19 protein-coding genes and 1 pseudogene are annotated in these 19,408 nt (G+C 58.9%); 5 read left to right on the forward strand and 15 right to left on the reverse strand.

Features of this window, described 5'->3' with window-relative positions; all coding sequences use genetic code 11:
• Positions 1-65 precede the first annotated feature (65 nt).
• Entirely contained in the window at positions 66-926 is an 861-nt protein-coding gene (gene ku / locus AC1RO5_RS08795) for a non-homologous end joining protein Ku (RefSeq protein WP_493174555.1), read from the reverse strand.
• Between the two features lie 213 nt (positions 927-1,139).
• On the opposite strand from ku, the gene AC1RO5_RS08800 reads away from it, so the two are divergent.
• Together AC1RO5_RS08800 and AC1RO5_RS08805 are read left to right on the forward strand one after the other, a co-directional pair.
• Positions 1,140-1,499 (forward strand): hypothetical protein, encoded by a 360-nt coding sequence (locus tag AC1RO5_RS08800; protein ID WP_493174556.1) that lies wholly within the window; start codon positions 1,140-1,142, stop codon positions 1,497-1,499.
• A gap of 51 nt (positions 1,500-1,550) precedes the next feature.
• The gene (locus tag AC1RO5_RS08805) at positions 1,551-2,699 is read left to right on the forward strand and encodes a PQQ-dependent sugar dehydrogenase (RefSeq protein ID WP_493174557.1); all 1,149 of its coding nucleotides are present in this window, start codon (positions 1,551-1,553) and stop codon (positions 2,697-2,699) included.
• 139 nt (positions 2,700-2,838) lie between these two features.
• Here AC1RO5_RS08805 and AC1RO5_RS08810 read toward each other — a convergent pair whose 3' ends face one another.
• Positions 2,839-3,174, reverse strand: coding sequence for a DUF2834 domain-containing protein (locus AC1RO5_RS08810; RefSeq protein WP_493174558.1), 336 nt, complete (start codon positions 3,172-3,174; stop codon positions 2,839-2,841).
• A gap of 287 nt (positions 3,175-3,461) precedes the next feature.
• Between AC1RO5_RS08810 and ilvA the strand changes: the two are divergent.
• A pseudogene (gene ilvA / locus AC1RO5_RS08815) lies at positions 3,462-4,457 on the forward strand (threonine ammonia-lyase, biosynthetic); the annotation flags it as partial.
• Positions 4,458-4,495: 38 nt separating this feature from the next.
• On the opposite strand, the gene AC1RO5_RS08820 reads toward ilvA, so the two are convergent.
• Positions 4,496-4,801: an NIPSNAP family protein gene (locus AC1RO5_RS08820; protein WP_493174559.1), complete on the reverse strand. Its 306-nt coding sequence runs from the start codon at positions 4,799-4,801 to the stop codon at positions 4,496-4,498.
• 30 nt (positions 4,802-4,831) lie between these two features.
• Positions 4,832-5,314 (reverse strand): serine protease inhibitor ecotin, encoded by a 483-nt coding sequence (eco, locus tag AC1RO5_RS08825; RefSeq protein WP_493174560.1) that lies wholly within the window; start codon positions 5,312-5,314, stop codon positions 4,832-4,834.
• A 389-nt stretch (positions 5,315-5,703) separates the two neighbouring features.
• On the opposite strand from eco, the gene AC1RO5_RS08830 reads away from it, so the two are divergent.
• Complete coding sequence (locus AC1RO5_RS08830; RefSeq protein WP_493174561.1) at positions 5,704-5,973, forward strand: DUF1652 domain-containing protein; 270 nt, start codon at positions 5,704-5,706, stop codon at positions 5,971-5,973.
• Here the strand turns inward: AC1RO5_RS08830 and AC1RO5_RS08835 are convergent.
• The 5 genes from AC1RO5_RS08835 to AC1RO5_RS08855 all read right to left on the reverse strand — a co-directional run bounded on the left by AC1RO5_RS08835 (position 5,970) and on the right by AC1RO5_RS08855 (position 10,541).
• A complete protein-coding gene (locus tag AC1RO5_RS08835) occupies positions 5,970-6,368 on the reverse strand; it encodes a hypothetical protein (protein WP_493174562.1) in 399 nt (132 codons plus the stop codon). The genes AC1RO5_RS08830 and AC1RO5_RS08835 overlap by 4 nt on opposite strands.
• A 90-nt stretch (positions 6,369-6,458) precedes the next feature.
• Positions 6,459-6,728 (reverse strand): DUF2790 domain-containing protein, encoded by a 270-nt coding sequence (locus AC1RO5_RS08840; RefSeq protein ID WP_493174563.1) that lies wholly within the window; start codon positions 6,726-6,728, stop codon positions 6,459-6,461.
• 504 nt (positions 6,729-7,232) lie between these two features.
• Positions 7,233-7,787: a hypothetical protein gene (locus AC1RO5_RS08845; protein WP_493174564.1), complete on the reverse strand. Its 555-nt coding sequence runs from the start codon at positions 7,785-7,787 to the stop codon at positions 7,233-7,235.
• Entirely contained in the window at positions 7,784-8,359 is a 576-nt protein-coding gene (locus AC1RO5_RS08850) for a transglycosylase SLT domain-containing protein (protein ID WP_493174565.1), read from the reverse strand. The genes AC1RO5_RS08845 and AC1RO5_RS08850 overlap by 4 nt, the downstream gene beginning before the upstream one ends.
• 1 nt (position 8,360) lies before the next feature.
• The gene (locus AC1RO5_RS08855) at positions 8,361-10,541 is read right to left on the reverse strand and encodes a type VI secretion system Vgr family protein (RefSeq protein ID WP_493174566.1); all 2,181 of its coding nucleotides are present in this window, start codon (positions 10,539-10,541) and stop codon (positions 8,361-8,363) included.
• Between the two features lie 361 nt (positions 10,542-10,902).
• On the opposite strand from AC1RO5_RS08855, the gene AC1RO5_RS08860 reads away from it, so the two are divergent.
• Positions 10,903-12,201: an OprD family porin gene (locus tag AC1RO5_RS08860; RefSeq protein ID WP_493174567.1), complete on the forward strand. Its 1,299-nt coding sequence runs from the start codon at positions 10,903-10,905 to the stop codon at positions 12,199-12,201.
• A 115-nt stretch (positions 12,202-12,316) separates the two neighbouring features.
• On the opposite strand, the gene AC1RO5_RS08865 is transcribed toward AC1RO5_RS08860, so the two are convergent.
• The 6 genes from AC1RO5_RS08865 to AC1RO5_RS08890 form a co-directional block, all read right to left on the reverse strand.
• Positions 12,317-13,261 carry a carbohydrate kinase family protein gene (locus tag AC1RO5_RS08865; RefSeq protein WP_493174568.1) on the reverse strand — a complete coding sequence of 315 codons (945 nt, stop codon included), beginning with the start codon at positions 13,259-13,261 and terminating at the stop codon, positions 12,317-12,319.
• A 13-nt stretch (positions 13,262-13,274) separates the two neighbouring features.
• Positions 13,275-14,771 (reverse strand): xylulokinase, encoded by a 1,497-nt coding sequence (xylB, locus tag AC1RO5_RS08870; RefSeq protein WP_493174569.1) that lies wholly within the window; start codon positions 14,769-14,771, stop codon positions 13,275-13,277.
• 126 nt (positions 14,772-14,897) lie between these two features.
• A complete protein-coding gene (locus AC1RO5_RS08875; RefSeq protein WP_493174570.1) occupies positions 14,898-16,373 on the reverse strand; it encodes a mannitol dehydrogenase family protein in 1,476 nt (491 codons plus the stop codon).
• A 16-nt stretch (positions 16,374-16,389) separates the two neighbouring features.
• The gene (locus AC1RO5_RS08880; protein WP_493174571.1) at positions 16,390-17,493 is read right to left on the reverse strand and encodes an ABC transporter ATP-binding protein; all 1,104 of its coding nucleotides are present in this window, start codon (positions 17,491-17,493) and stop codon (positions 16,390-16,392) included.
• Positions 17,494-17,525: 32 nt separating this feature from the next.
• Positions 17,526-18,356 (reverse strand): carbohydrate ABC transporter permease, encoded by an 831-nt coding sequence (locus tag AC1RO5_RS08885; RefSeq protein WP_019579064.1) that lies wholly within the window; start codon positions 18,354-18,356, stop codon positions 17,526-17,528.
• A 10-nt stretch (positions 18,357-18,366) separates the two neighbouring features.
• Positions 18,367-19,296: a carbohydrate ABC transporter permease gene (locus AC1RO5_RS08890; RefSeq protein ID WP_019579063.1), complete on the reverse strand. Its 930-nt coding sequence runs from the start codon at positions 19,294-19,296 to the stop codon at positions 18,367-18,369.
• Positions 19,297-19,408: the final 112 nt, after the last annotated feature.

The raw sequence follows: 19,408 nt of genomic DNA on the forward strand, positions 1-19,408 counted from the left end.
GCATTTAGTCATTGCGAGCAGGCCAGTATTTTCACCGCATAACCTATGGGCACTCCAATAACCAATCAGCCACGAGAATGCTTCGTGGCTTTTTTATCTGTGCTCGTTTTGGCTTTTGCTGCCGTTTTACCGGCACTCCTGGCACCGAGACTGCGCTTGAGCAGTTCGGTCAGATCGATCACATCCGCGGTCCTGCGTTCCTCCTCACCTGTAGCGGTTTCGACGATTTCGATCTTGCCTTCATTCGCCTTCTGCTCAACCAGCGCCATGATCTTGTCTTCGAAGCTGTCGCGGTACTCCTCGGGCGTCCAGTCGGCGCTCATGTCCTCCACCAGCCGTTTCGCCATCTCCAGTTCGCCCTTGGCCAGGTCCGGCTTGGTCACTTCACTGCCCAACTCCAGTTGATCCAGGCTGTGTACTTCGGCCGGCCAGCGCAGCATCACCAGAACCAGGGCAGACTCCAGTGGCATGAGGGCCGCCAGGTGCTGGCGTGTATGCAACACCACGCGGGCGAGGGCGACCTTGCCGGTTTTGCTGAGGGTTTCGCGTAATAGCGCATAGACCTTGCCACCGCGTTTGTCCGGCGCCAAGTAATAGGGTGTGTCGATGTTTTGCAGGGGGATTTGCTTGCTGTCGACAAAGGCAAAAATGTCGATGGTTTGGGTCGACAGTGGATGGGCCGAGCGAATGTCTTCTTCGCTGAGCACCACGTAACGACCCTTTTCGTACTCGACCCCTTTGACGATGTGCGCCTGGGTGACCTCCTTGCCGGTGACCTTATTGACGCGTTTATAGCCCACCGGCTCCATGCTGCGACTGTCGAGCCAGTTGAAATCGATCCCGTGGGAAGACGTCGCCGAGATCAGCGCCACGGGGATGTGCACCAGACCGAAACTGATTGCGCCTTTCCAGATTGCCCGTGCCATCGTCGTGTTCTCGTCGGCCCATTGATGTTCAGGTGACCTGTTGCCTGGGGGAAAGTTTCAGTCGGCGGCGACCCGGTTTTGCGGGCCGATCGGCGGTGCAGTCAACTGGTGTTACATCTTCTGAAGGAGGTTTTAGTTAACAAATCCAAACCCTGGGCGTAGCGTGGCTCTATTCATCCATGAAGCGTTGCACGCGCTTTTAGAGAGGTCTCCATGAACCGATGTGTGTTCGGCGTCATCGCACTGGCATTGAGTGGCGTGCTGAGCAGCCTGGCCCTGGCCGACGCCGCGCCGCCAGCTTCGCCCTTGCTGCTGGCCCAGAACCTGCCGGGCAGCACCAATAACGATCCTTACAACAACCCGATCCGCCGGGCCAATCCCAACAGCATGCAAGGCACGCGCCCCGGCATCCCGGTGATCCGCGGGCCGAGTACGGCGCCTGTGCCGCAACCACCGACCCTGGAGAACGGCGGTATCGGCAACCGTTACCCGCAGGATCGCCAGGCTCCCGCCAGCCCACCGAAATTCATACCCAATCCACCTCATCGGGACGCAGACACCAGCAACCGTTGAACGGCAGGACAGAGGTCTTGCCAGCCATTTTGACGACAAAAGGAATCGTGCATGTTGCGTAAGACCCTCCTGACCACGCTATTTGCCGGCGTAATGATCAGCACCGCGCCCGTGTTTGCCGCACCCGCCCAAGAGCTGAAAAGTGAGGATGGCACCCTCGAGGTCACGCCGATCGTTAAAGGTCTGGAGCATCCCTGGGCACTGGCGTTTCTACCCGGTCGCCAAGGGATGCTGGTGACCGAACGGCCGGGCAACCTGCGGGTGGTCAGTGTCGATGGCAAACTTTCGAGTCCGCTCAGCGGTGTGCCTCAGGTCTGGGCCAAGGGGCAGGGCGGGTTGCTCGATGTGGTGTTGTCGCCCGACTTCAAGCAAGACCGCATGGTTTATCTGTCTTATGCCGAAGGCGGCGGTGAGGGCGGCAAGGCGGGTACGGCGGTCGGTCGCGGACGGTTGTCGGAAGACCTGACGGCCCTCAAGGATTTCAATGTGATCTTCCGCCAGGAGCCCAAGCTTTCGGTCGGCAATCACTTCGGCTCGCGTCTGGTGTTCGACCGCGACGGTTATCTGTTCATCACTCTGGGCGAGAACAACGATCGACCCACGGCGCAGGACCTCGACAAGCTGCAAGGCAAGGTCGTGCGGATCTATCCGGACGGCAAGGTGCCGAAGGACAACCCCTTCGTCGGGCAAAAAGGCGTTCGCCCGGAAATCTGGTCCTACGGTCATCGCAACCCGCAAGGCGCGGCGCTCAACCCCTGGAGCGGCACACTCTGGGAAAACGAGCACGGCCCCCAGGGCGGTGACGAAGTCAACATCATCGCGCGTGGCAAAAACTACGGCTGGCCGATAGCAACCCACGGCATCAACTACTCCGGCCTGCCGATCCCGGAAGCCAAGGGCAAAATCGTCGAAGGCACCGTGGGCCCACAGCATGTCTGGGAAAAATCCCCCGGCCTCAGCGGCATGGCGTTCTACGATGGCGATCGCTTCAAGGCCTGGCAGCACAACGTGTTTATCGGCGCGCTGGTGGGCCAGGAGCTGATCCGCCTGCAGTTCGACGGCGACAAGGTTGTTTACGAAGAGCGGCTGTTGGGTGAGCTGAACAAACGGATTCGCGATGTGCGGCAAGGGCCGGATGGTTATCTGTATGTGCTGACCGATGAGGACGATGGCGCGTTATACAAGGTTGGGTTGAAGTAATGTTTGAACAACAAAAAAACCTGTAGGAGCGAGGCTTGCCCGCGAAGAATGCACCGCGGTTTTTCAGGTACTAAGCGTCATCGTTCTTCGCGGGCAAGCCTCGCTCCTACAGGTCCTGCGTCTTCCCACAAATCCAGGATCAGACCTCTTGAGCCGCGCTGACGGAGTTTTTCCGTTCCTGAAGCCCCCGCACCACCAGATACAACAACGGCCCGACAGACACGAAAATCGCTGTCACCAACAAATAAGGAACCACCGACAACCCCGACTGCCCGCGCTTGCGCGCATCCCGGTACATCCAGATACCGGCAAGCGTTGCCAACAGGTACAAATCAATGACCACCTGCGCGGTATCGGGCCGCGACATCAGGCTGATACCGAAGTCGAGCAACGACTGTTCGGCCTGCAGCATCACGGAAACGGTGTAGCCGGCGAAGGCGATCAGGGCAATGAGGGGCAGGGCGACAGACTTCATGGTTTCCTTCCTTGGGACGATGAGCAGAATCGCCAGCCTACAGAGCTCGTTGAAATTTGGCCATTGACTTGCCATCAACGTCCGGCTAATTTCCAGCCATGACTTCCACCGTATTGCGCTGCCAGCCAAGCATTATTACCGCCATTCCTTATTTGGCGGGCTAGCTCACGACTGCAGCACCCAACCCGCCCTAGAGGCGGGTTTTTACTTTCTGTCTCTTGGGTTTTGAGCTTACCGGGCGTACGCAACGCGCCCGCGTAAACCCGGATACCGTAAAGGAGACGACCATGAGCAGCACCACCGCCCAGCAGGGCTTGCTTGAGCACTACGTGAAAAAAATCCTCGCAGCGCCGGTCTACGAACTTGCGGTGCGCACGCCGTTGCAAGCGGCACCGGCCTTGTCCGAGGCGTTGGATAATCGGATCCTGCTCAAACGCGAAGACTTGCAACCGACTTTTTCCTTCAAGATACGTGGTGCTTACAACAAGCTGGTGAACCTGAGCGATGAACAGAAGGCCCGGGGCGTGATCACCGCATCGGCAGGCAATCATGCCCAAGGCGTAGCGTTGGCGGCCCGTGAATTGGGGATTACCGCCACCATCGTCATGCCCTGCACGACGCCGGAATTGAAAGTGCTGGGTGTGCGCAGCCGGGGTGCCGATGCGGTGTTGCACGGCGAGAGTTTTCCGTTTGCCCTGGCCTATGCACTGGACCTGGCACAGCAAACCGGCCGTACCTTTGTCTCGCCCTTCGACGACCCGGATGTGATCGCCGGGCAGGGCACCGTCGGCATGGAAATCCTTCGCCAGCACCAAGGGGCGCTGGATGCGATCTTTGTGCCGGTGGGCGGTGGTGGCTTGATCGCCGGTATTGCTGCGTACGTCAAATACCTGCGCCCGGAAGTGCGCATCATCGGCGTCGAGTCGGAACATTCAGCCTGTTTGCGGGCGGCCTTACAGGCCGGCGAACGGGTTGTGCTGCCAACCGTCGGCACCTTCGCCGATGGTGTGGCCGTTGCTCAGATCGGTGCGCATGGTTTCGAGGTCTGCCGGTTTTGCGTTGATGAAGTGCTGACCGTCAGCAACGACGAACTCTGCGCCGCGATCAAGAATATCTACGACGATACCCGCTCGATCACCGAACCTTCCGGCGCCCTGGCCGTGGCGGGTATCAAACAGTACGTGGCGCAAACCGGCGCCCGAGGGCAGACCCTGGTGGCCATCGACTCCGGTGCGAATATCAATTTCGACAGTTTGCGCCATGTTGCCGAGCGCGCCGCGTTGAGCGGCGCCCAGGCGTAAGAAGGCTAAGACGTCAGGTGTCAGGCCAGCAGCGGACGCAAAAAGGTCCGCTCGTAGCTGACAATAAATTTCTTCTCGAGCAACGAGGCCACGAGTTCCGTGCTTTCTGGATCGGTCATCGCAATATGCCGATAGCTTTCATAGTCCGCCAGTGAAGGAAAACTGAACAGGCAGTAGGCGATATTGCTCGCCCCCTCGGAAGGCAGGAAGTACCCGTGGTGAGTGCCGCCCAAACGTTCGACGATACCAAGCCAGGCTTTGGCATAGGCTTCGAATTCGGCCAGTTGATAAGGGTCGATCACATATTTGACATGACAGGTAATCAAGATGAGTACTCCTGTGGCGTGATGGACCGGTTATTCCTGAACGGCTTTCTCTACGTGGCTCGACGCCGACCAGATCCGGTAGCGCACTTCGACGTCTTTGGGCACGTAGAGCACGATCGGCAATTTGCTGTTGTAGCGCAGCCTGAAGCCGTCACCGACCACTGGCACGAAGTCCTGTTTGCGCTTGCCGTCGGGGCAGGCCATCAGGGTGCTCATCGGGCCGGTGACTTTTTCCAGCCGGTAAAACGGGTAGCCCCAGCCTTCGAGATTCTTTTCCTCAAGCATGCCGCCCAGACGCTGACGGTTGCAGTCGACGGTCAGGGTCTTGCCGGCCAGAATTTCGACCTGGTAGGCGTCTTCCTGTTTTTGCGGGGCGAGATGAATGACCTGGCGGGTAAAACCGCTCTCCGGCTTGGGATACGGCGCGACGTCTTCGAGTGTCGCGGCCTGGGCTACGGACGACAGAACGGCAACTATCAGCCCGACGGTCGTGTTAAAGGGCAAAGCACCCATAATGCCTCCTTGCGTGTGTGTGGGGTCAGCGGATACTGAACGGATGGCCGCATTCTCACTGCCGTCCTCGGTCAATGCAAACCCGCCATCAGAGATGGGTTGCAAAATGCAAGTATCGAAAACAGGCCATTCTTGCAATTTGCATGGCGCGATGTGTTGCTATCTCCACCAATCCCTTGATTTGCCGACGAGCCGCAGGGCGAAATTCCGGGCATGTTTTATGCTGAAGCTGTCTTGAGCTGACCACGGTCCCGTTGAGTCGGCGCTGAAACAAAAAAACGGTCGGACGTTGGAACGATGAAGCCCGCAAGGAAGAAAAGAACGGGCGATCTGAGCTCCGACCGACATTGACTCTTGATTGGCAATCTCACAATACCGAGAGGGTGGCCATGTTTCTTTCTGCCTTGGAACTACGCAATATCGTTGAAAGCAGTTTTCTCCCGAAACGCTGCCAATGCACGCTGTCGCCGGACCTGTCGATGACCGTCAAGGTGTATTCGGACAACGAGACTGACCATCTCGACCTGTGCGTCACTGGCATAGACGCCCATCGCCTCAACGGGTGTCGGGAGATCAATCATCTGATCGCCGAGTTACGCACCGACCTTGAGCACAGCACCCATAGCCACTTGCTCAGCCCAAAGTCGAAAGCTCATTAGCCGACCGTTTCACCCAGTTCGAGCGACACGCGCCGGGTCTGGATAAACCCCAGACCCAACGCTGATTCAACCAGGATCGCCAGCAAGATACCCGGCCCGGCATGCCCATTGAGCCATTCGCCGAAGCCCAGTGTTGCCAAGCCGAAACAGCCAACGATAAATCCGCTGCACATCGCACTTCTCGCCGCCGAGGGCGGTGCCTGCCGCACGAGATAAAACATCACCCCCAGCGCACCGAACAGCACTGCACTGCGCCTGGCCACAAAACCCGCCGCGGACGAATACTCGATACTCCAGATCGCCAGCAACCATTGCGGCATCAAACCCCACACCAGTGCCAGTAGAAAACAAAGCGCGGCGGTGAACGTCGACAGCGTGCGAAACGAGAACGGCATGGCGAATCCTTTCGGCGGTAGAGGGGATGCCAAAGCATAGCGTCAGAATCCCCGCAGGCCTACCGCCAAGTGCCGAATCAGAATCGTCTGTCAGCCCTGATAACTGCACGCGTCAGACATTTTTCTATAGGTGATTTCCGCGGGCTTGCCCGAGCTGCTATCGATGTACTTCATGTCCGCTGTAACCACTTTGCAGTCCAGCGTCGACGGTTCGGTCATGGAAATGACCTTGCCCACATGCAACGGCATTCCGTAGTGATAAGGCACGGCCTGGGAGGACGACGTGTCGTTGGCCTGAGCGAAACCGACGAACGCGGTGCAGGCGAGGGCGGTGGTCATCAGCAGTGTTCGCATGTTCATGATGGGTCTCCAGTGCACAGGGGAAGTCAGTTCGACACAAGAGCGTCGAACCTGCCGCACTGGGCGTCAGAGGGTGCTGAGGGAGTGCGGTCCAGTAAAGTTTTGGACCGTGGGGTTAAGCGATGGTTAACCGGGGTGAGTGCCGCCTGTCGTGAGGAGGTTTCTGTCAGAAGTTTCATGTAGGTAAAAAAACTGAGGGAGCTTTGGCCCGTTCCTACAAGCGAGGATGCTTTGTCGTCTTTCGCCGGCCGGCTGCCAGCGTTTAATGTTTGGCGTCGCTGCAAATGCCTATGCTTCAAGCACGGTGACGTGCAGGACATTCCGCACATTACCCATGCGCTTCTGGATGGTTATGACCTGCTGCAAGTTGCGCAGCAGCGGATGATGGGCTGGAAAGCGCCGGTCTGACGCCGTAGATTCAAAAACAAGCCTGCCTCCTGTGGGGTAGGCTTTGAAGTTAGATGTCCGACGGTAATGATTAAACTGGAATAACAGGGTGCCTCACTATTTGGCGTTGTTCAGGTCAATCAGCTTTTCACCAGCTTCAGCAGAGGTCGCGGGAAGCTCGGATAGTTCAAGATAGACTCCATGTTTTCCATAGCTCAAATATTTGCTTGAGCTTTCATTGCCTGTGTTCTCAAAAATGACTTGAGCACCCTTTGCAGATATTTTTACCCAGCGAGGACGATTCCTTTCAGCGAAATCGATTCGTTCTATTTTCCCGTCACCTGAGTCGAAATAGAACAGAACTCCTTGTATAAAGTTTGAAGAGAACTCGCCAGAAATCACGAGTACATTTAGATATTGCTCGTCGGAAGCGCATTGCCACTGCACCTCGCTTCCCCGCGATTCGTTCGAGTTGTCATACATTAATCTCGTTTTTTTGTCGTAGCGGATTTTATAGATGTAAGATTCTTCAATGGGTGAGCCGCGCAACAGTGAGATAGTATGCTCGGGGCCGGCCAGTTCGCAGTTGATCGCTGTGTTTAACTGCGATTGAGTTGCAAATGCCTGAATGCTGAATGCTGCAAGTCCAATGCTGAATAGAAGGTTTTTCATTTGACCATATCCCTCAATATTTGCATTGAATTGGGAGCAGCATGAAGCTTCGTCGAGCATTCCTTGATCTTGCGGTAATAAATGCCATCTTGCCGACCACGATATTTTTTGTAAGCTTCAACAATTGGTTCCGCCGCGCCATTGCGAATTTGTCGTTGTATGAGTATTTCAAGGTATCGGGTGCCAGTGCGTATATTTGTGCTTTCATCCACAAATCCAGCACTATCATGAAACGTATCGGCATCACGGTATAACGTCGCTTCCTCAGTGCGCTGTGCTTTGGGCTTACGCAAGTCCTCAACTCGATATAACTCTCGTATAGGTGCTTTAAGTAGCTGCATTAATCCGCGGGCTGAGCTGCCAGATGCCGCTGCATTTGCATCAAAGCGGGACTCCATGTAAATGTGACAAATAATTATGTCTGTGTCGATTGACGACTCATTATTAGCCTCTACCAACTTTCTAATTTCTTTCAAACGTTGGCTGTCATCAACGACCACCACTGCTGAGGTTTTATCCGATGTTGGTGTTAAGGTTTTCTGGCTGGTGGCCAACGGCTCTTTTTTCGGCACGTTAAGCATCCCGGGGGACGTCATCGTAGACTTCAATGACCGCTGTTTCAGCCTCGGAACTACTGACTTTTCGGGTTCGCCCCTGTTCGTCAGTGCGACCTATGAGATTCTTTCCTGAAGAAGTTTTGATGACATATGGGAAGTTAGTCAGAGGCAATCCGCTGTTCTGGTCAGTAATAAGAAAATCCATGTCGTATTCAATTGTCGTTGGGATTTCTTTACGGGCGAGAAGGCTGCCAGATTTATCGCTGTTTGCAGGTGTAGGAATCAATGGGGCGAGAATCTGAATCCCCGTACCAGCACCAGGAGCGCCACCGGAATTCACCTTCACCTCAGCCCCACTAATCGTCACACCCCCCGCATCAATCTTCACAAAGCTGCCGCCAGCCTTGGCCGTGATCTCCATGCCACCCTCGACCACCACCTTTTCCCCGGCGTGGTAGTGAATCTCCTGACCCGCCTCGACAAACTGCGCCGTGCCCACCTTCACATGCTGGGTCACGCCCACGGTCAGGTGATCATCCGCCCGCGCTTCGGTCTTGCGATCCAGATGGGTGAGGCGATGCTCTTCCACCTTGAACTCGCTGAACACGTTGGCTTCGACCGTGTCATGCCGTTCATTGCCGACGCGAATCTTCTGGTCGTGCTCGATGTTTTCATCCCAGTCGCGCTGGGCGTGCAGGTAGATCTGTTCCGCGCCTTTTTTGTCTTCGATGCGAAACTCGTTGTAGCCCTTGCCGCCCGGCGAGCTGAGGGTTTTGAAGGTGCTGCGGGTCTTGTTCGCCGGCAGGTCGTAGGGGACGACGTTTTCCTTGTGGTACAGGCAGCCGGTGATTAGCGGTTGGTCGGGGTCACCTTCGAGGAAGGTGACGAGCACTTCCATGCCAACCCGCGGGATGGCGATGCCGCCGTAGGCGTTGCCGGCCCAGCCGCTGGCGACGCGCAGCCAGCAGCTGGTCTTGTCGTCTGCCTGACCGTCGCGGTCCCAGTAGAATTGCACCTTGACCCGGCCGTATTCATCGCAGTGGATCTCTTCCCCCGGCGGGCCGGTGACGATGGCGGTCTGGCTGCCCAGCACTTGCGGTTTCGGGTGTTCCAGGGCGGGACGGTAATGCGCGTCCCACGGCGTGGCGAGGAAGCGGTTGCGGTAGCCCTGGTGGAAATCGTCCTTGCTGTCGGTGACGTCGCTGGTGATGTTTTCGCCGAGCACTTGCGGCTGTTTGCCTTCATGGACGATTTCCAGCAGCAGCCACAGGTCGTTCCATTCGGCACGCGGGTGTTCGCTGAGGGCCAGGAAGTGGCCGCTGACCAGAGTCGGTTCGTCGCCTTTGCCTTCGGCCAGTTGGTAGTCGCTGCGATGACGTTCCAGGGCGCGGGTTGCCAGTTGCTTGCCGCGCGCGCGGTCGGTGAAACGGCCGGGGTAGTCGTAGTCTTCGAGGTCCGGGGCGAACGCGGTCTTGGCTGCACTTTCCGGCAGCAGGCGGGGTTTTTCGAAGTCGTAGTCGCGGCAGCTGACGCGGGTGGTGCGGGTTTCCAGGCGCAGGTTGAAGCGCTTGATCACCGGTTTTTCGGCGGCCATGCCGGAGTCCTGCTGGTAGCTCACTGGCGCCAGTTTGCGGAACACCGTCTGGTCATCGCCGAACACCAGTTTGTGGCCGCTGGCCGAGTGCTGGAAGTGGAAGTGGATGCCTTCCTCTTCGCACAGGCGCTGGATGAAATGCAGGTCGGACTCGTCGTACTGCACGCAGTACACGCGCTCTGGGTAGATCGCACCGAGCTGAAAACTGTAGGCGTCCGCCAGAATGCCACGGGCCTCGAGGACCTGGGCGATGATCTTCGGCACGCTGAGCTGCTGGAAAATCTGCTGGTCGTGGTTGTGCCGCAGGTAAGCCAGTTGCGGCACCAGGCTGATGCTGTAGCGGGTCAGGCTCTTGCCGGAATCGCCTTGCTCGATGCGGTACACCAGGCCATGGATTTTGCCCTGGCCGGTGGCGCCGAAGGTCAGGCAGCCGGGTTTGTGCAGCAGCTCTTCGAGTTTCAGGTCGGGGCGGGCGCTGACCAGTTCGATGTCGAAACAGAACGGCTGGTTGAGGGCCTCGCGGCCGACGAAGCTGAGCACCTGAAGGTCGACGGAAACGCCTTCGAGGGTGAGGGAGATATGGATTGCGTTTGCGTCCAGCATGCCTTGAGTTCCGTCCTTTGAAAAAGCAGGGGCGGATGGTGCAGTATTAAATGGCCACGTTCAAGGCGCAAAAGCCGTAGGTGTGTCGGGCCCAAAGCATAGGGAAAACCCTTAGTTGCAGGGTTTCAGCCAATGAGTCCGGACTTGTGTGAACGACCGGGTAGCTGTTGCGAACAGGCTGGCGATCAGGAACTGGCAGTCATTTTCAGACTAAAGTCGTCTGTAGCCGTTAAAAGCCTTCTGCCATCATTGCCGATCACCCCGTGTGTTCCTCTTCATCCTGGCCAGTCAATGGTCCGGGGCGAAGGCTATTTTTGGCTTATTGCGCCTTGCGCAAACGCTGCACTGTTGGAGCTTTTTCATGCGTCCCCCATTTCCTCTCATCACGCGCCAGTCACTGGGCTTCGGCGCTGTCGTCCTGTGCGCTGGTTTTACCGGGCCGGCCCAAGCCAGCGGTTTTATCGATGACACCACCGCGAAGATCGAATCGCGCACGGTGTATTTCAACCGCGACTTCCGTGATGGGCACACTTCCAGCGATCAGGGCGCTTCGAAGCGCGAAGAGTCGGCCCAGGGTTTTATTCTCAATCTGCAATCGGGCTACACCGAAGGCACGGTCGGTTTCGGTGTCGATGCCTTGGGCATGCTCGGGTTCAAGCTCGACTCCAGCGCCGACAGCAGCAACAGCGGCTTGCTGCCGTCCACAGGGCATGACCCGCGGGGTTCGAAAGGTCAGTACGCCAAACTGGGCCTGACCGCCAAAGTGCGGGTGTCGCAAAGCGTGTTGAAGTACGGCGCCTTGTTGCCCGATGTGCCGCTACTCAAATACAACGACGGTCGTTTGCTGCCGACGATGTTCAACGGCGCGCTGCTCACCTCCAAAGAGGTCAAGGACCTGACCTTCATGGCGGCGCGCCTGGACAAGTACACCGCCCGGGATTCCACCGATTCCCAGGACATCCGCGTGCACTGCAAGAACAAGCGTTACGCCTGCAACATCACCGCCGACCACTTCGACATGTACGGCTTCGACTACAAGATCAACGAACGCCTGACCGGTCAGTATCACTACGCTGAACTGGAAGACATTTACCGCCAGCACTTCGTCGGGTTGCTGGCCAACCAGCCGTTGGGTGAGGGTGTGTTGAAGGCGGATTTGCGCCTGCTCAAGAGTGCAGACAGCGGTGCCGCGCGTGCCGGTTCCATCGACAACCGCGCCTTGAGCGGCATGCTCGGTTACGCGATCAGCGGCCATACGTTCAGCGCCGGCTGGCAGCGTATGAACGGCGACAATTCGATGCCGTACCTGGATGGGACCAATCCGTACCTGGTCAACTACGTGCAAGTCAACGACTTCGCCGCCGCGCAAGAGCGCTCGTGGCAGTTGCGTTATGACTATGACTTCAAGGCGATCGGCATCAACGGCTTGAGTTTCCTGACCCGTTACGTGAACGGCGATCACATCAAGGTTCTGGGCAGCGATCAGGAAGGTAAAGAGTGGGAGCGCGACAGCGAGCTCAAGTATGTGGTGCAGAGCGGCACGTTCAAGGATGTCAGCCTGCGGCTGCGCAATGCGACGTACCGGACCAACTACGAGAAGTTCGCCCGGGATGTGGATGAGACCCGATTGATTGTGAGTTACAACTTTTCGGTGTTGTAACCATTAGATCGCCTTCGCGGGCAAGCCTCGCTCCTACAGAACTGAGTCGATTAAAAAATTGCGAACGACACCAACCGTGTAGGAGCGAGGCTTGCCCGCGAAGAGGCCCTCACATTCAGCGCATTTCCAACTGCTGCCGATACGGCAAATCCGGTCCGGTCTTGCTGCAGGTTAACGCGGCGGCACTCACCGCAAACCTGAGCATCGCATCAATCTGCTCACGACTCAGCCGCTGCACACCCGCAACCGAATCCAGCTGCTGCTCGGTCAGCCAGGTAATCAACGCCGCCTGGAAGGTATCGCCAGCCCCAACGGTGTCGGCAATCTTCACCGAACAAGCCGGCACCGACCATGTGCCATGAGCCCGGCTGAACACCGTCGCTCCCTGACCGCCGCGGGTCAGGAACACCAGCTGACAGCGATGCTCCAGCCAGCCTTCGATCACGCGCTGCGGATCCTGCTCGGGATACAACAGGCTCAAATCTTCGTCGCTGACCTTGATCAGGTCGGCAAGCTCCACCAGGGTGGCGATCCGTGAACGCCACAACTCGATGTTCGGCTCGGGATTCAGGCGCACGTTCGGGTCGAGGCTGATCAGGCGTTTGCCGCTTTCGCGCTGCACCAGCGCCAGCAAGGTATCGGCAACCGGTTGCACCACCAGCGAGAACGAGCCGATATGCAAGCCGCGCACTTCAGGCCCCAGTTCTGGCAGGTGCTCCAGTTTCAATTGCCGATCAGCGCAGCCTTCGCCGCGAAAGCTGTAATGGGGCGAGCCATTGGCACCGACCGCCACCATCGCCAGCGTGGTCGGCGCGGCAAAGTCCACGAGGTAATCCGGGCGCACGCCTTCATCCTGCAGCACTTGCTGCAACCGTCGGCCGAGGTAATCGGTCGATAGCCCGGCAAACAGCGCGGCATCCACGCCCAAACGGCGCAAACCTACCGCGACGTTGAACGGCGAGCCGCCAGCAATTGCCTTGAAATTCACTTTGGACGCCAGGCCGCTGGCATCGTCTTCGCTGAAGAAATCGAACAGCGCTTCACCACACACCAGATACATAGTTGCTCGCTCTTTAAAGGGTTGCGACATGCTGTTGATAGCGTTCGTAGGCCTGCTGACAGGCCTGTACATTTTCTGCAATCGGCAAGGTTTCACTGGCCAGGTCGAGCTTCACGCAGCGCTCGCACAAGTCCGCCAGGCTGTCTTCGTGGCCGTTTGCCCAGGACTTGCACCACGCCGCCTGAATCGCTGCGCCAAGGGCTGCGGCCTCGCTGTGTTCGGTACAAATCACTGGCGTATTCATGATGTCGGCGACGATTTGCCGCCACACCGGGCTCTTCGAGCCGCCGCCGGTCAGGCAGATGCTGCGGCCTTGTAAGCCATTGTGGCGCAGCAGGTCTAGCCCGTAACGCAAACCGAAGGTGGTGCCTTCCACCACGGCGCGGCACAGGTTGGCCCGGGTCAGGTTGGTCATGGTCAACCCCAGCAGGCTGCCGCTGGCATGGGGCAGGGCGGGAACACGTTCGCCATTGAGGAACGGCAGCATGCACACGCCTTCGGCACCAATCGGCGCTTGCTCGACCAAGGCGTTGAACTGCTCGATATCCAGTTCGAACAACTCGCGAATCGCGCCGGTGGCATTGGTCAGGTTCATGGTGCAGATCAGCGGCAGCCAGCCGCCGCTGGAGGAGCAGAACGTTGCCACCGAGGCGTCCGGGCTGACGTGCGCTTGCTCGGCATAGGCGTAGACCGTCCCCGAGGAACCGAGGCTCATGGTGATCGCGCTAGGCTTGATGTTGCCGGTGCCGATCGCGCCCATCATGTTGTCACCACCGCCGCTGGAGACCAGGGCCTTGGGGTTGATACCCAGATGTTCGGCGATGCTCGGCAGTATCGTACCGACCGGCTGGTGGGCATCGATCAGCTCCGGAAGCGCAGATTGCAGGCGCCCGCTGGGGTCGATGTCGCGCAGCAGTTGCAAGTCCCACTGGCGCGTACGCACGTTGAAATAGCCGGTGCCCGAGGCATCGCCGTACTCGCTGCAACTGCGGCCGGTGAGCCAATAGTTGAGGTAGTCATGGGGCAGCAGGATGCGGGCGATCCGGGCGAAAATCTCCGGGTGTTGTTCTTTGGTCCAGAGCAGTTTGGACACGGTGTAGCCCGGCGCGATGACTACGCCGAGGCGTTCCAGGGAACCTTTTTCACCGCCCAGATGGGCGAGCAAACGGTCGTTCTCCGGGGTGGACTCGGTGTCGCACCAGAGCTTGGCCGGGCGCAGTACCTGGCCGTGATCGTCGAGCAGCACCAAACCATGTTGCTGGCCGGAAACGCCGATGCCGAGAATGGCCTGGCCGTCGACATCCGCTGCATGCAACGCGCGGCGGGTGGCCTGGGTAAAGGCTTCCAGCCACTGGGCGGTGTCTTGCTCGCGACGGCCGTTGGCGCCGCTGATGAGGCTGTGGACAGCAGCGCCCTGACCGAGGACCTGACCGCTGTGCGCGTCGAGGATCACGGCTTTGGTGCCTTGGGTGCCGCAGTCGATGCCCAGGAATAGTTGTTGGTTTGCCATGGAAACACCCTACCGAAGATTGTTCCCACGTTCTGCGTGGGAATGCATCAATGGACGCTCTGCGTCCGCTTCTGGATGGGACGCGGAGCGTCCCGGGCTGCATTCCCACGCAGAGCGTGGGAATGATCAGACGGCCAGCACTCGTTCGAGCGTCTGTGTCACCCCAACCTCCCGCAAGCTGTTACAGCACCACTCAAACGCTGCCACAAACTCCGGTGAACGCGGAATCGCCGTGCCGAAAATCTCCTCAACCTCCAGCAGCCGCTGGGTGATCAACGCATCGTCGGCCACCAGCGCCTGACAGAACGCCGCCCGCGGGTCCGGAATTGTATAGGTGTGGCCATTTTCATCCACGCCTTTGAGGTACAGCGCCCAGGCCGCCACCACCAGCGCCGCACGTTTGGTCTCGCGGCCATCGGCGATCAAGCGGTTGAGGGTCGGCATGGTGAATTTCGGAAACTTCGACGAACCGTCCGAACACACTCGCTCCAGCTGATCGGCAATCGCCTGATTGGAGAAGCGCGCCACGAGAGTGTTTTTGTAGTCGCTCAGGTCGATCCCCGGCACCGGCGCCAGTTGCGGTGTGACGTCCAGGTCCATGTAGGCGCGCATGTAGCGCACGAACAGCGGGTCGTTCATGGTTTCGTGAACGAAGCGGTAACCCTTCAAGAAACCCAGATAGGTCAGGGCCAGGTGGCTGCCGTTGAGCAGTTTGATCTTCATCTCTTCGTAAGGCGTGACGTCATCGGTGAACTGCACGCCGACCTTTTCCCAGGCTGGGCGACCGTTGACGAATTTGTCTTCCAACACCCACTGCACAAACGGTTCGCAGACCACCGGCCAGGCGTCGTCGATGCTGTGAGTGTCGTGCAGTTGCAGACGATGCTCGGTGCTGGTCATCGGTGTGATGCGGTCGACCATGGCGTTGGGGAAGCTGACGTTGCGCTCGATCCAGTCGCGCAGGTCGATATCGTGCAGGGCAGCGAATGCGAGCAAGGCTTTACGGGTCACCGCGCCGTTGTGCGGCAGGTTATCGCAGGACATCAGCGTGAACGCGGGCGTGCCGGCTGCACGCCGTTTGGCCAGCGCGGCGCAGAGGAAGCCGAACACGGTTTTCGGCGCGTTCGGATTGGCCAGGTCGTGCTGGATCTGCGGCAGGTGCGCCATGAACTCGCCGTTGCTGTCGTCGATGCAGTAGCCGCCCTCGGTGATGGTCAGCGAGACGATGCGGATCTCGGGGCTGGCCAGTTTATCGATCAGCGTCTCGGCGCCGTCTTCGGCCAGCAGCATGTCGCGGATGGCGCCGATGACTCGCACTTCGGTGTCGTCGCTATCGCCCAGTTCAAACAGGGTGAACAGGTAATCCTGTTCTTGCAGATCGTCCCGGGCACGACGGTCTTCGGCGCGCAGGCCGACCCCGCAGATGGCCCAGTCCAGTGCTTCGCCGGTGTTCATCAAGGCATCGGTGTAGTACGCCTGATGTGCGCGGTGGAAACCGCCGACGCCGATGTGCGCGATGCCCTGGCGGGTGTCGCTCAGGGTGTAGGCGGGCAAGGCCACCTCGGGGGAGAGGCGATTGAGGTTGGATTTATTCAGTTTCATTGCATGCTCTCTGAAATCAGGCTGCGGCGCGCAGTGGGCGGGTCAGCGCCACGCCGTCGGCATCGAATAAATGGCAGTGTTCGGCGTCCAGGTGCAAGCTCAGGGTTTCGCCATAACGGCTCGCCAGATCGCCGCGAACGCGCATGGTCAGCGCTTCGCCGGACGAGGTCAGGACGTGGCAGAAGGTGTCGCTGCCCAGACGTTCGCTGACATCGGCGGTGACTTGCAGCGTGCAGTCGCCGGGTTGCGCCAGCTCCAGATGTTCCGGGCGAATGCCCAGCGTCACCGCGCCGCCGACGCTCAGGTTGGCAGCGCTCAGCGGCAGAGTGATGCGGGTGCCGGCGTCCAGCAGCACTTCGCAGCCCCGGCTTTCAACACGGGTGACTCTGCCTTTGAGGAAGCCCATTTTCGGTGTGCCGAGAAAGCCTGCGACAAACAGGTTGGCCGGCTGGTGATACAGGTCCAGTGGCGAACCGACCTGCTCGATCTTGCCGCCATTGAGCACGACGACTTTGTCGGCCATGGTCATGGCTTCGACCTGATCGTGGGTCACGTAGATCATGGTGGCTTGCAGTTCTTTGTGCAGGCGCAACAGTTCCAGGCGCATTTGCACCCGCAGGGCGGCGTCGAGGTTGGACAGCGGTTCGTCAAACAGGAAGATTTTCGGGTTACGCACGATGGCCCGGCCGATCGCCACGCGCTGACGCTGACCGCCGGACAGCTGTTTCGGTTTACGTTCGAGCATCGGCCCGAGCTCCAGAATGCGCGCTGCTTCGCCGACCTTCTTCTCGACTTCGGCTTTCGCTACACCGGCCAGGTCGAGGGCGAACGACATGTTTTTACGCACGCTCATGTGCGGGTACAGGGCGTAGGTCTGGAACACCATCGCCAGGTCGCGCTTGGCCGGGCTGACTTCGGTGATGTCGCGGCCATCGAGCTCGATGGTGCCGCCGCTGACTTCTTCAAGGCCGGCGATCAGCCGCAGCAGGGTGGACTTGCCGCAACCCGACGGGCCGACGAACACCACGAATTCCTTGTCGTTCACTTCCAGGTCGATGCCTTTGATGATGGAAAAACCTTCGAAGCCTTTTTGCAGATTTTTGATTTTCAGGTTGGCCATGATGGCGCTCCTTTATGTTTATTCTTTGAGGGCTATTTCACGGCGCCAAACGACAGGCCGCGGACCAGCTGTTTCTGGCTGATCCAGCCGAAGATCAGAATCGGCGCGCAAGCCAGGGTCGACACCGCCGACAACTTGGCCCAGAACAAACCTTCGGGGCTTGAGTAAGAGGCGATCAGTGCGGTCAGTGGTGCGGCTTTGGACGAGGTCAGGTTCAGCGACCAGAACGCCTCGTTCCAGCACAGGATCAGCGACAACAACACCGTGGAGGCCAGGCCGCCTTTGGCGATCGGCAGCAGCACCCGGACCATTTCCTGCCACAGGGTGGCGCCGTCCAGGCGTGCCGCTTCGAGGATGTCCTTGGGGATGTCTTTGAAGTAGGTGTAAACCATCCAGACCACGATCGGCAGGTTGATCAGCGTGTAGATCACGATCAGCGCGATTCGCGTATCCAGCAGGCCAAAGCTCTTGGCCAACAGGTAGATCGGCATCAGCACGCCCACTGGCGGCAGCATCTTGGTGGAGAGCATCCACAGCAACGTGCCTTTGGTGCGCTGGGTTTCGTAGAACGCCATGGAGTAGGCGGCCGGCACCGCAATCAGCAGGCACAATGCCGTGGCGCTGAAGGAAATCACCACCGAGTTCCAGGCGAAGCTGAAGTAATCGCTACGCTCGTTGATGTGCAGGTAGTTCTCCAGCGTCGGCGTGAAGATGAACTGCGGCGGTGTGGCGAACGCGTCGATTTCGGTCTTGAAACTGGTCAGCACCATCCAGAAGATCGGGAAGAAAATCAGGATCGCGATGGCCCAGGCCAGGGTGCCGAGCAGCAGGCTTTGCAGGCGACGGGATTGTTGAAGAGTCATGGCGCAGGCCTCAGGCTTTGTCTGTCAGGTTTTTGCCGATCATGCGCACCAGCACGATGGCCGCGATGTTGGCAATCACCACCGCGATCAAACCACCGGCGGAGGCCATGCCAACGTCGAACTGCACCAGCGCCTGGTTGTAGATCAGGTAGGCGAGGTTGGTCGAGGCGTAGCCGGGGCCACCGTTGGTGGTGGTGAAGATTTCGGCGAACACCGACAGCAGGAAAATGGTTTCGATCATCACCACCACCGCAATCGGCCGCGCCAGGTGCGGCAAGGTCAGGTGCCAGAAGATGGCGATCGGTCCGGCACCGTCCAGACGTGCGGCTTCTTTCTGTTCCTGGTCGAGGGACTGCATGGCGGTCATCAGGATCAGAATCGCGAAGGGCAACCATTGCCAAGACACAATGATGATGATCGACAGCAGCGGGTAGTGGGCCAGCCAGTCCACCGGTTGGGCGCCGAACAGCTTCCAGATGTAGGCAAGAATCCCCGAGACCGGGTGAAAGATCAGGTTCTTCCAGATCAGCGCACCGACGGTGGGCATGATGAAGAACGGCGAGATCAACATCACCCGCACGATGCCGCGACCGAGAAACTCACTGGCCTCCAGCAACGCGCTGATCAACACGCCGAACACCACGCTGATCAGCAACACGCTGCCCACCAGCAACAGGGTATTGGTGGCGCCGGGCAGGAAACCCGAATCGCTCAGGAAGTAACTGAAGTTCTCCAGCCCCACGAATTCGTTTTCGCCGGGGTAGAGCAGGTTGTAGCGGATCATCGAAAAGTAAACGGTCATGCCCAGCGGCACGATCATCCACAGCAGCAGCAACGCCACCGAGGGGCTGACCAGAAACCAGCCGGGGTTGGTCAACCGGCTTTTACGCACCGGTTGCGGGATGTCCATATGAGCTTTGACAGTGGTTGAAGTATTCATGGCGTTAAAACCGATTGAGAACAGGCGATGAAGATCAACTGTAGGAGCGGGGGGGGGGGGGGGGGGGGGGGGGGGGGGGGGGGGGGGGGGGGGGGGGGGGGGGGGGGAGAGG

The organism is Pseudomonas sp. GW822-FHT02G04 (genome assembly GCF_058802085.1).

What these genes read in the sequence shown, in the direction of transcription:
- ku (WP_493174555.1), bottom strand. Translation starts at nt 926, where the DNA reads ATGGCACGGGCAATCTGGAAAGGCGCAATCAGTTTCGGTCTGGTGCAC.
- AC1RO5_RS08800 (WP_493174556.1), top strand. Translation starts at nt 1,140, where the DNA reads ATGAACCGATGTGTGTTCGGCGTCATCGCACTGGCATTGAGTGGCGTG.
- AC1RO5_RS08805 (WP_493174557.1), top strand. Translation starts at nt 1,551, where the DNA reads ATGTTGCGTAAGACCCTCCTGACCACGCTATTTGCCGGCGTAATGATC.
- AC1RO5_RS08810 (WP_493174558.1), bottom strand. Translation starts at nt 3,174, where the DNA reads ATGAAGTCTGTCGCCCTGCCCCTCATTGCCCTGATCGCCTTCGCCGGC.
- eco (WP_493174560.1), bottom strand. Translation starts at nt 5,314, where the DNA reads ATGGGTGCTTTGCCCTTTAACACGACCGTCGGGCTGATAGTTGCCGTT.
- AC1RO5_RS08830 (WP_493174561.1), top strand. Translation starts at nt 5,704, where the DNA reads ATGTTTCTTTCTGCCTTGGAACTACGCAATATCGTTGAAAGCAGTTTT.
- AC1RO5_RS08835 (WP_493174562.1), bottom strand. Translation starts at nt 6,368, where the DNA reads ATGCCGTTCTCGTTTCGCACGCTGTCGACGTTCACCGCCGCGCTTTGT.
- AC1RO5_RS08840 (WP_493174563.1), bottom strand. Translation starts at nt 6,728, where the DNA reads ATGAACATGCGAACACTGCTGATGACCACCGCCCTCGCCTGCACCGCG.
- AC1RO5_RS08845 (WP_493174564.1), bottom strand. Translation starts at nt 7,787, where the DNA reads ATGAAAAACCTTCTATTCAGCATTGGACTTGCAGCATTCAGCATTCAG.
- AC1RO5_RS08855 (WP_493174566.1), bottom strand. Translation starts at nt 10,541, where the DNA reads ATGCTGGACGCAAACGCAATCCATATCTCCCTCACCCTCGAAGGCGTT.
- AC1RO5_RS08860 (WP_493174567.1), top strand. Translation starts at nt 10,903, where the DNA reads ATGCGTCCCCCATTTCCTCTCATCACGCGCCAGTCACTGGGCTTCGGC.
- AC1RO5_RS08865 (WP_493174568.1), bottom strand. Translation starts at nt 13,261, where the DNA reads ATGTATCTGGTGTGTGGTGAAGCGCTGTTCGATTTCTTCAGCGAAGAC.
- xylB (WP_493174569.1), bottom strand. Translation starts at nt 14,771, where the DNA reads ATGGCAAACCAACAACTATTCCTGGGCATCGACTGCGGCACCCAAGGC.
- AC1RO5_RS08875 (WP_493174570.1), bottom strand. Translation starts at nt 16,373, where the DNA reads ATGAAACTGAATAAATCCAACCTCAATCGCCTCTCCCCCGAGGTGGCC.
- AC1RO5_RS08880 (WP_493174571.1), bottom strand. Translation starts at nt 17,493, where the DNA reads ATGGCCAACCTGAAAATCAAAAATCTGCAAAAAGGCTTCGAAGGTTTT.
- AC1RO5_RS08885 (WP_019579064.1), bottom strand. Translation starts at nt 18,356, where the DNA reads ATGACTCTTCAACAATCCCGTCGCCTGCAAAGCCTGCTGCTCGGCACC.
- AC1RO5_RS08890 (WP_019579063.1), bottom strand. Translation starts at nt 19,296, where the DNA reads ATGAATACTTCAACCACTGTCAAAGCTCATATGGACATCCCGCAACCG.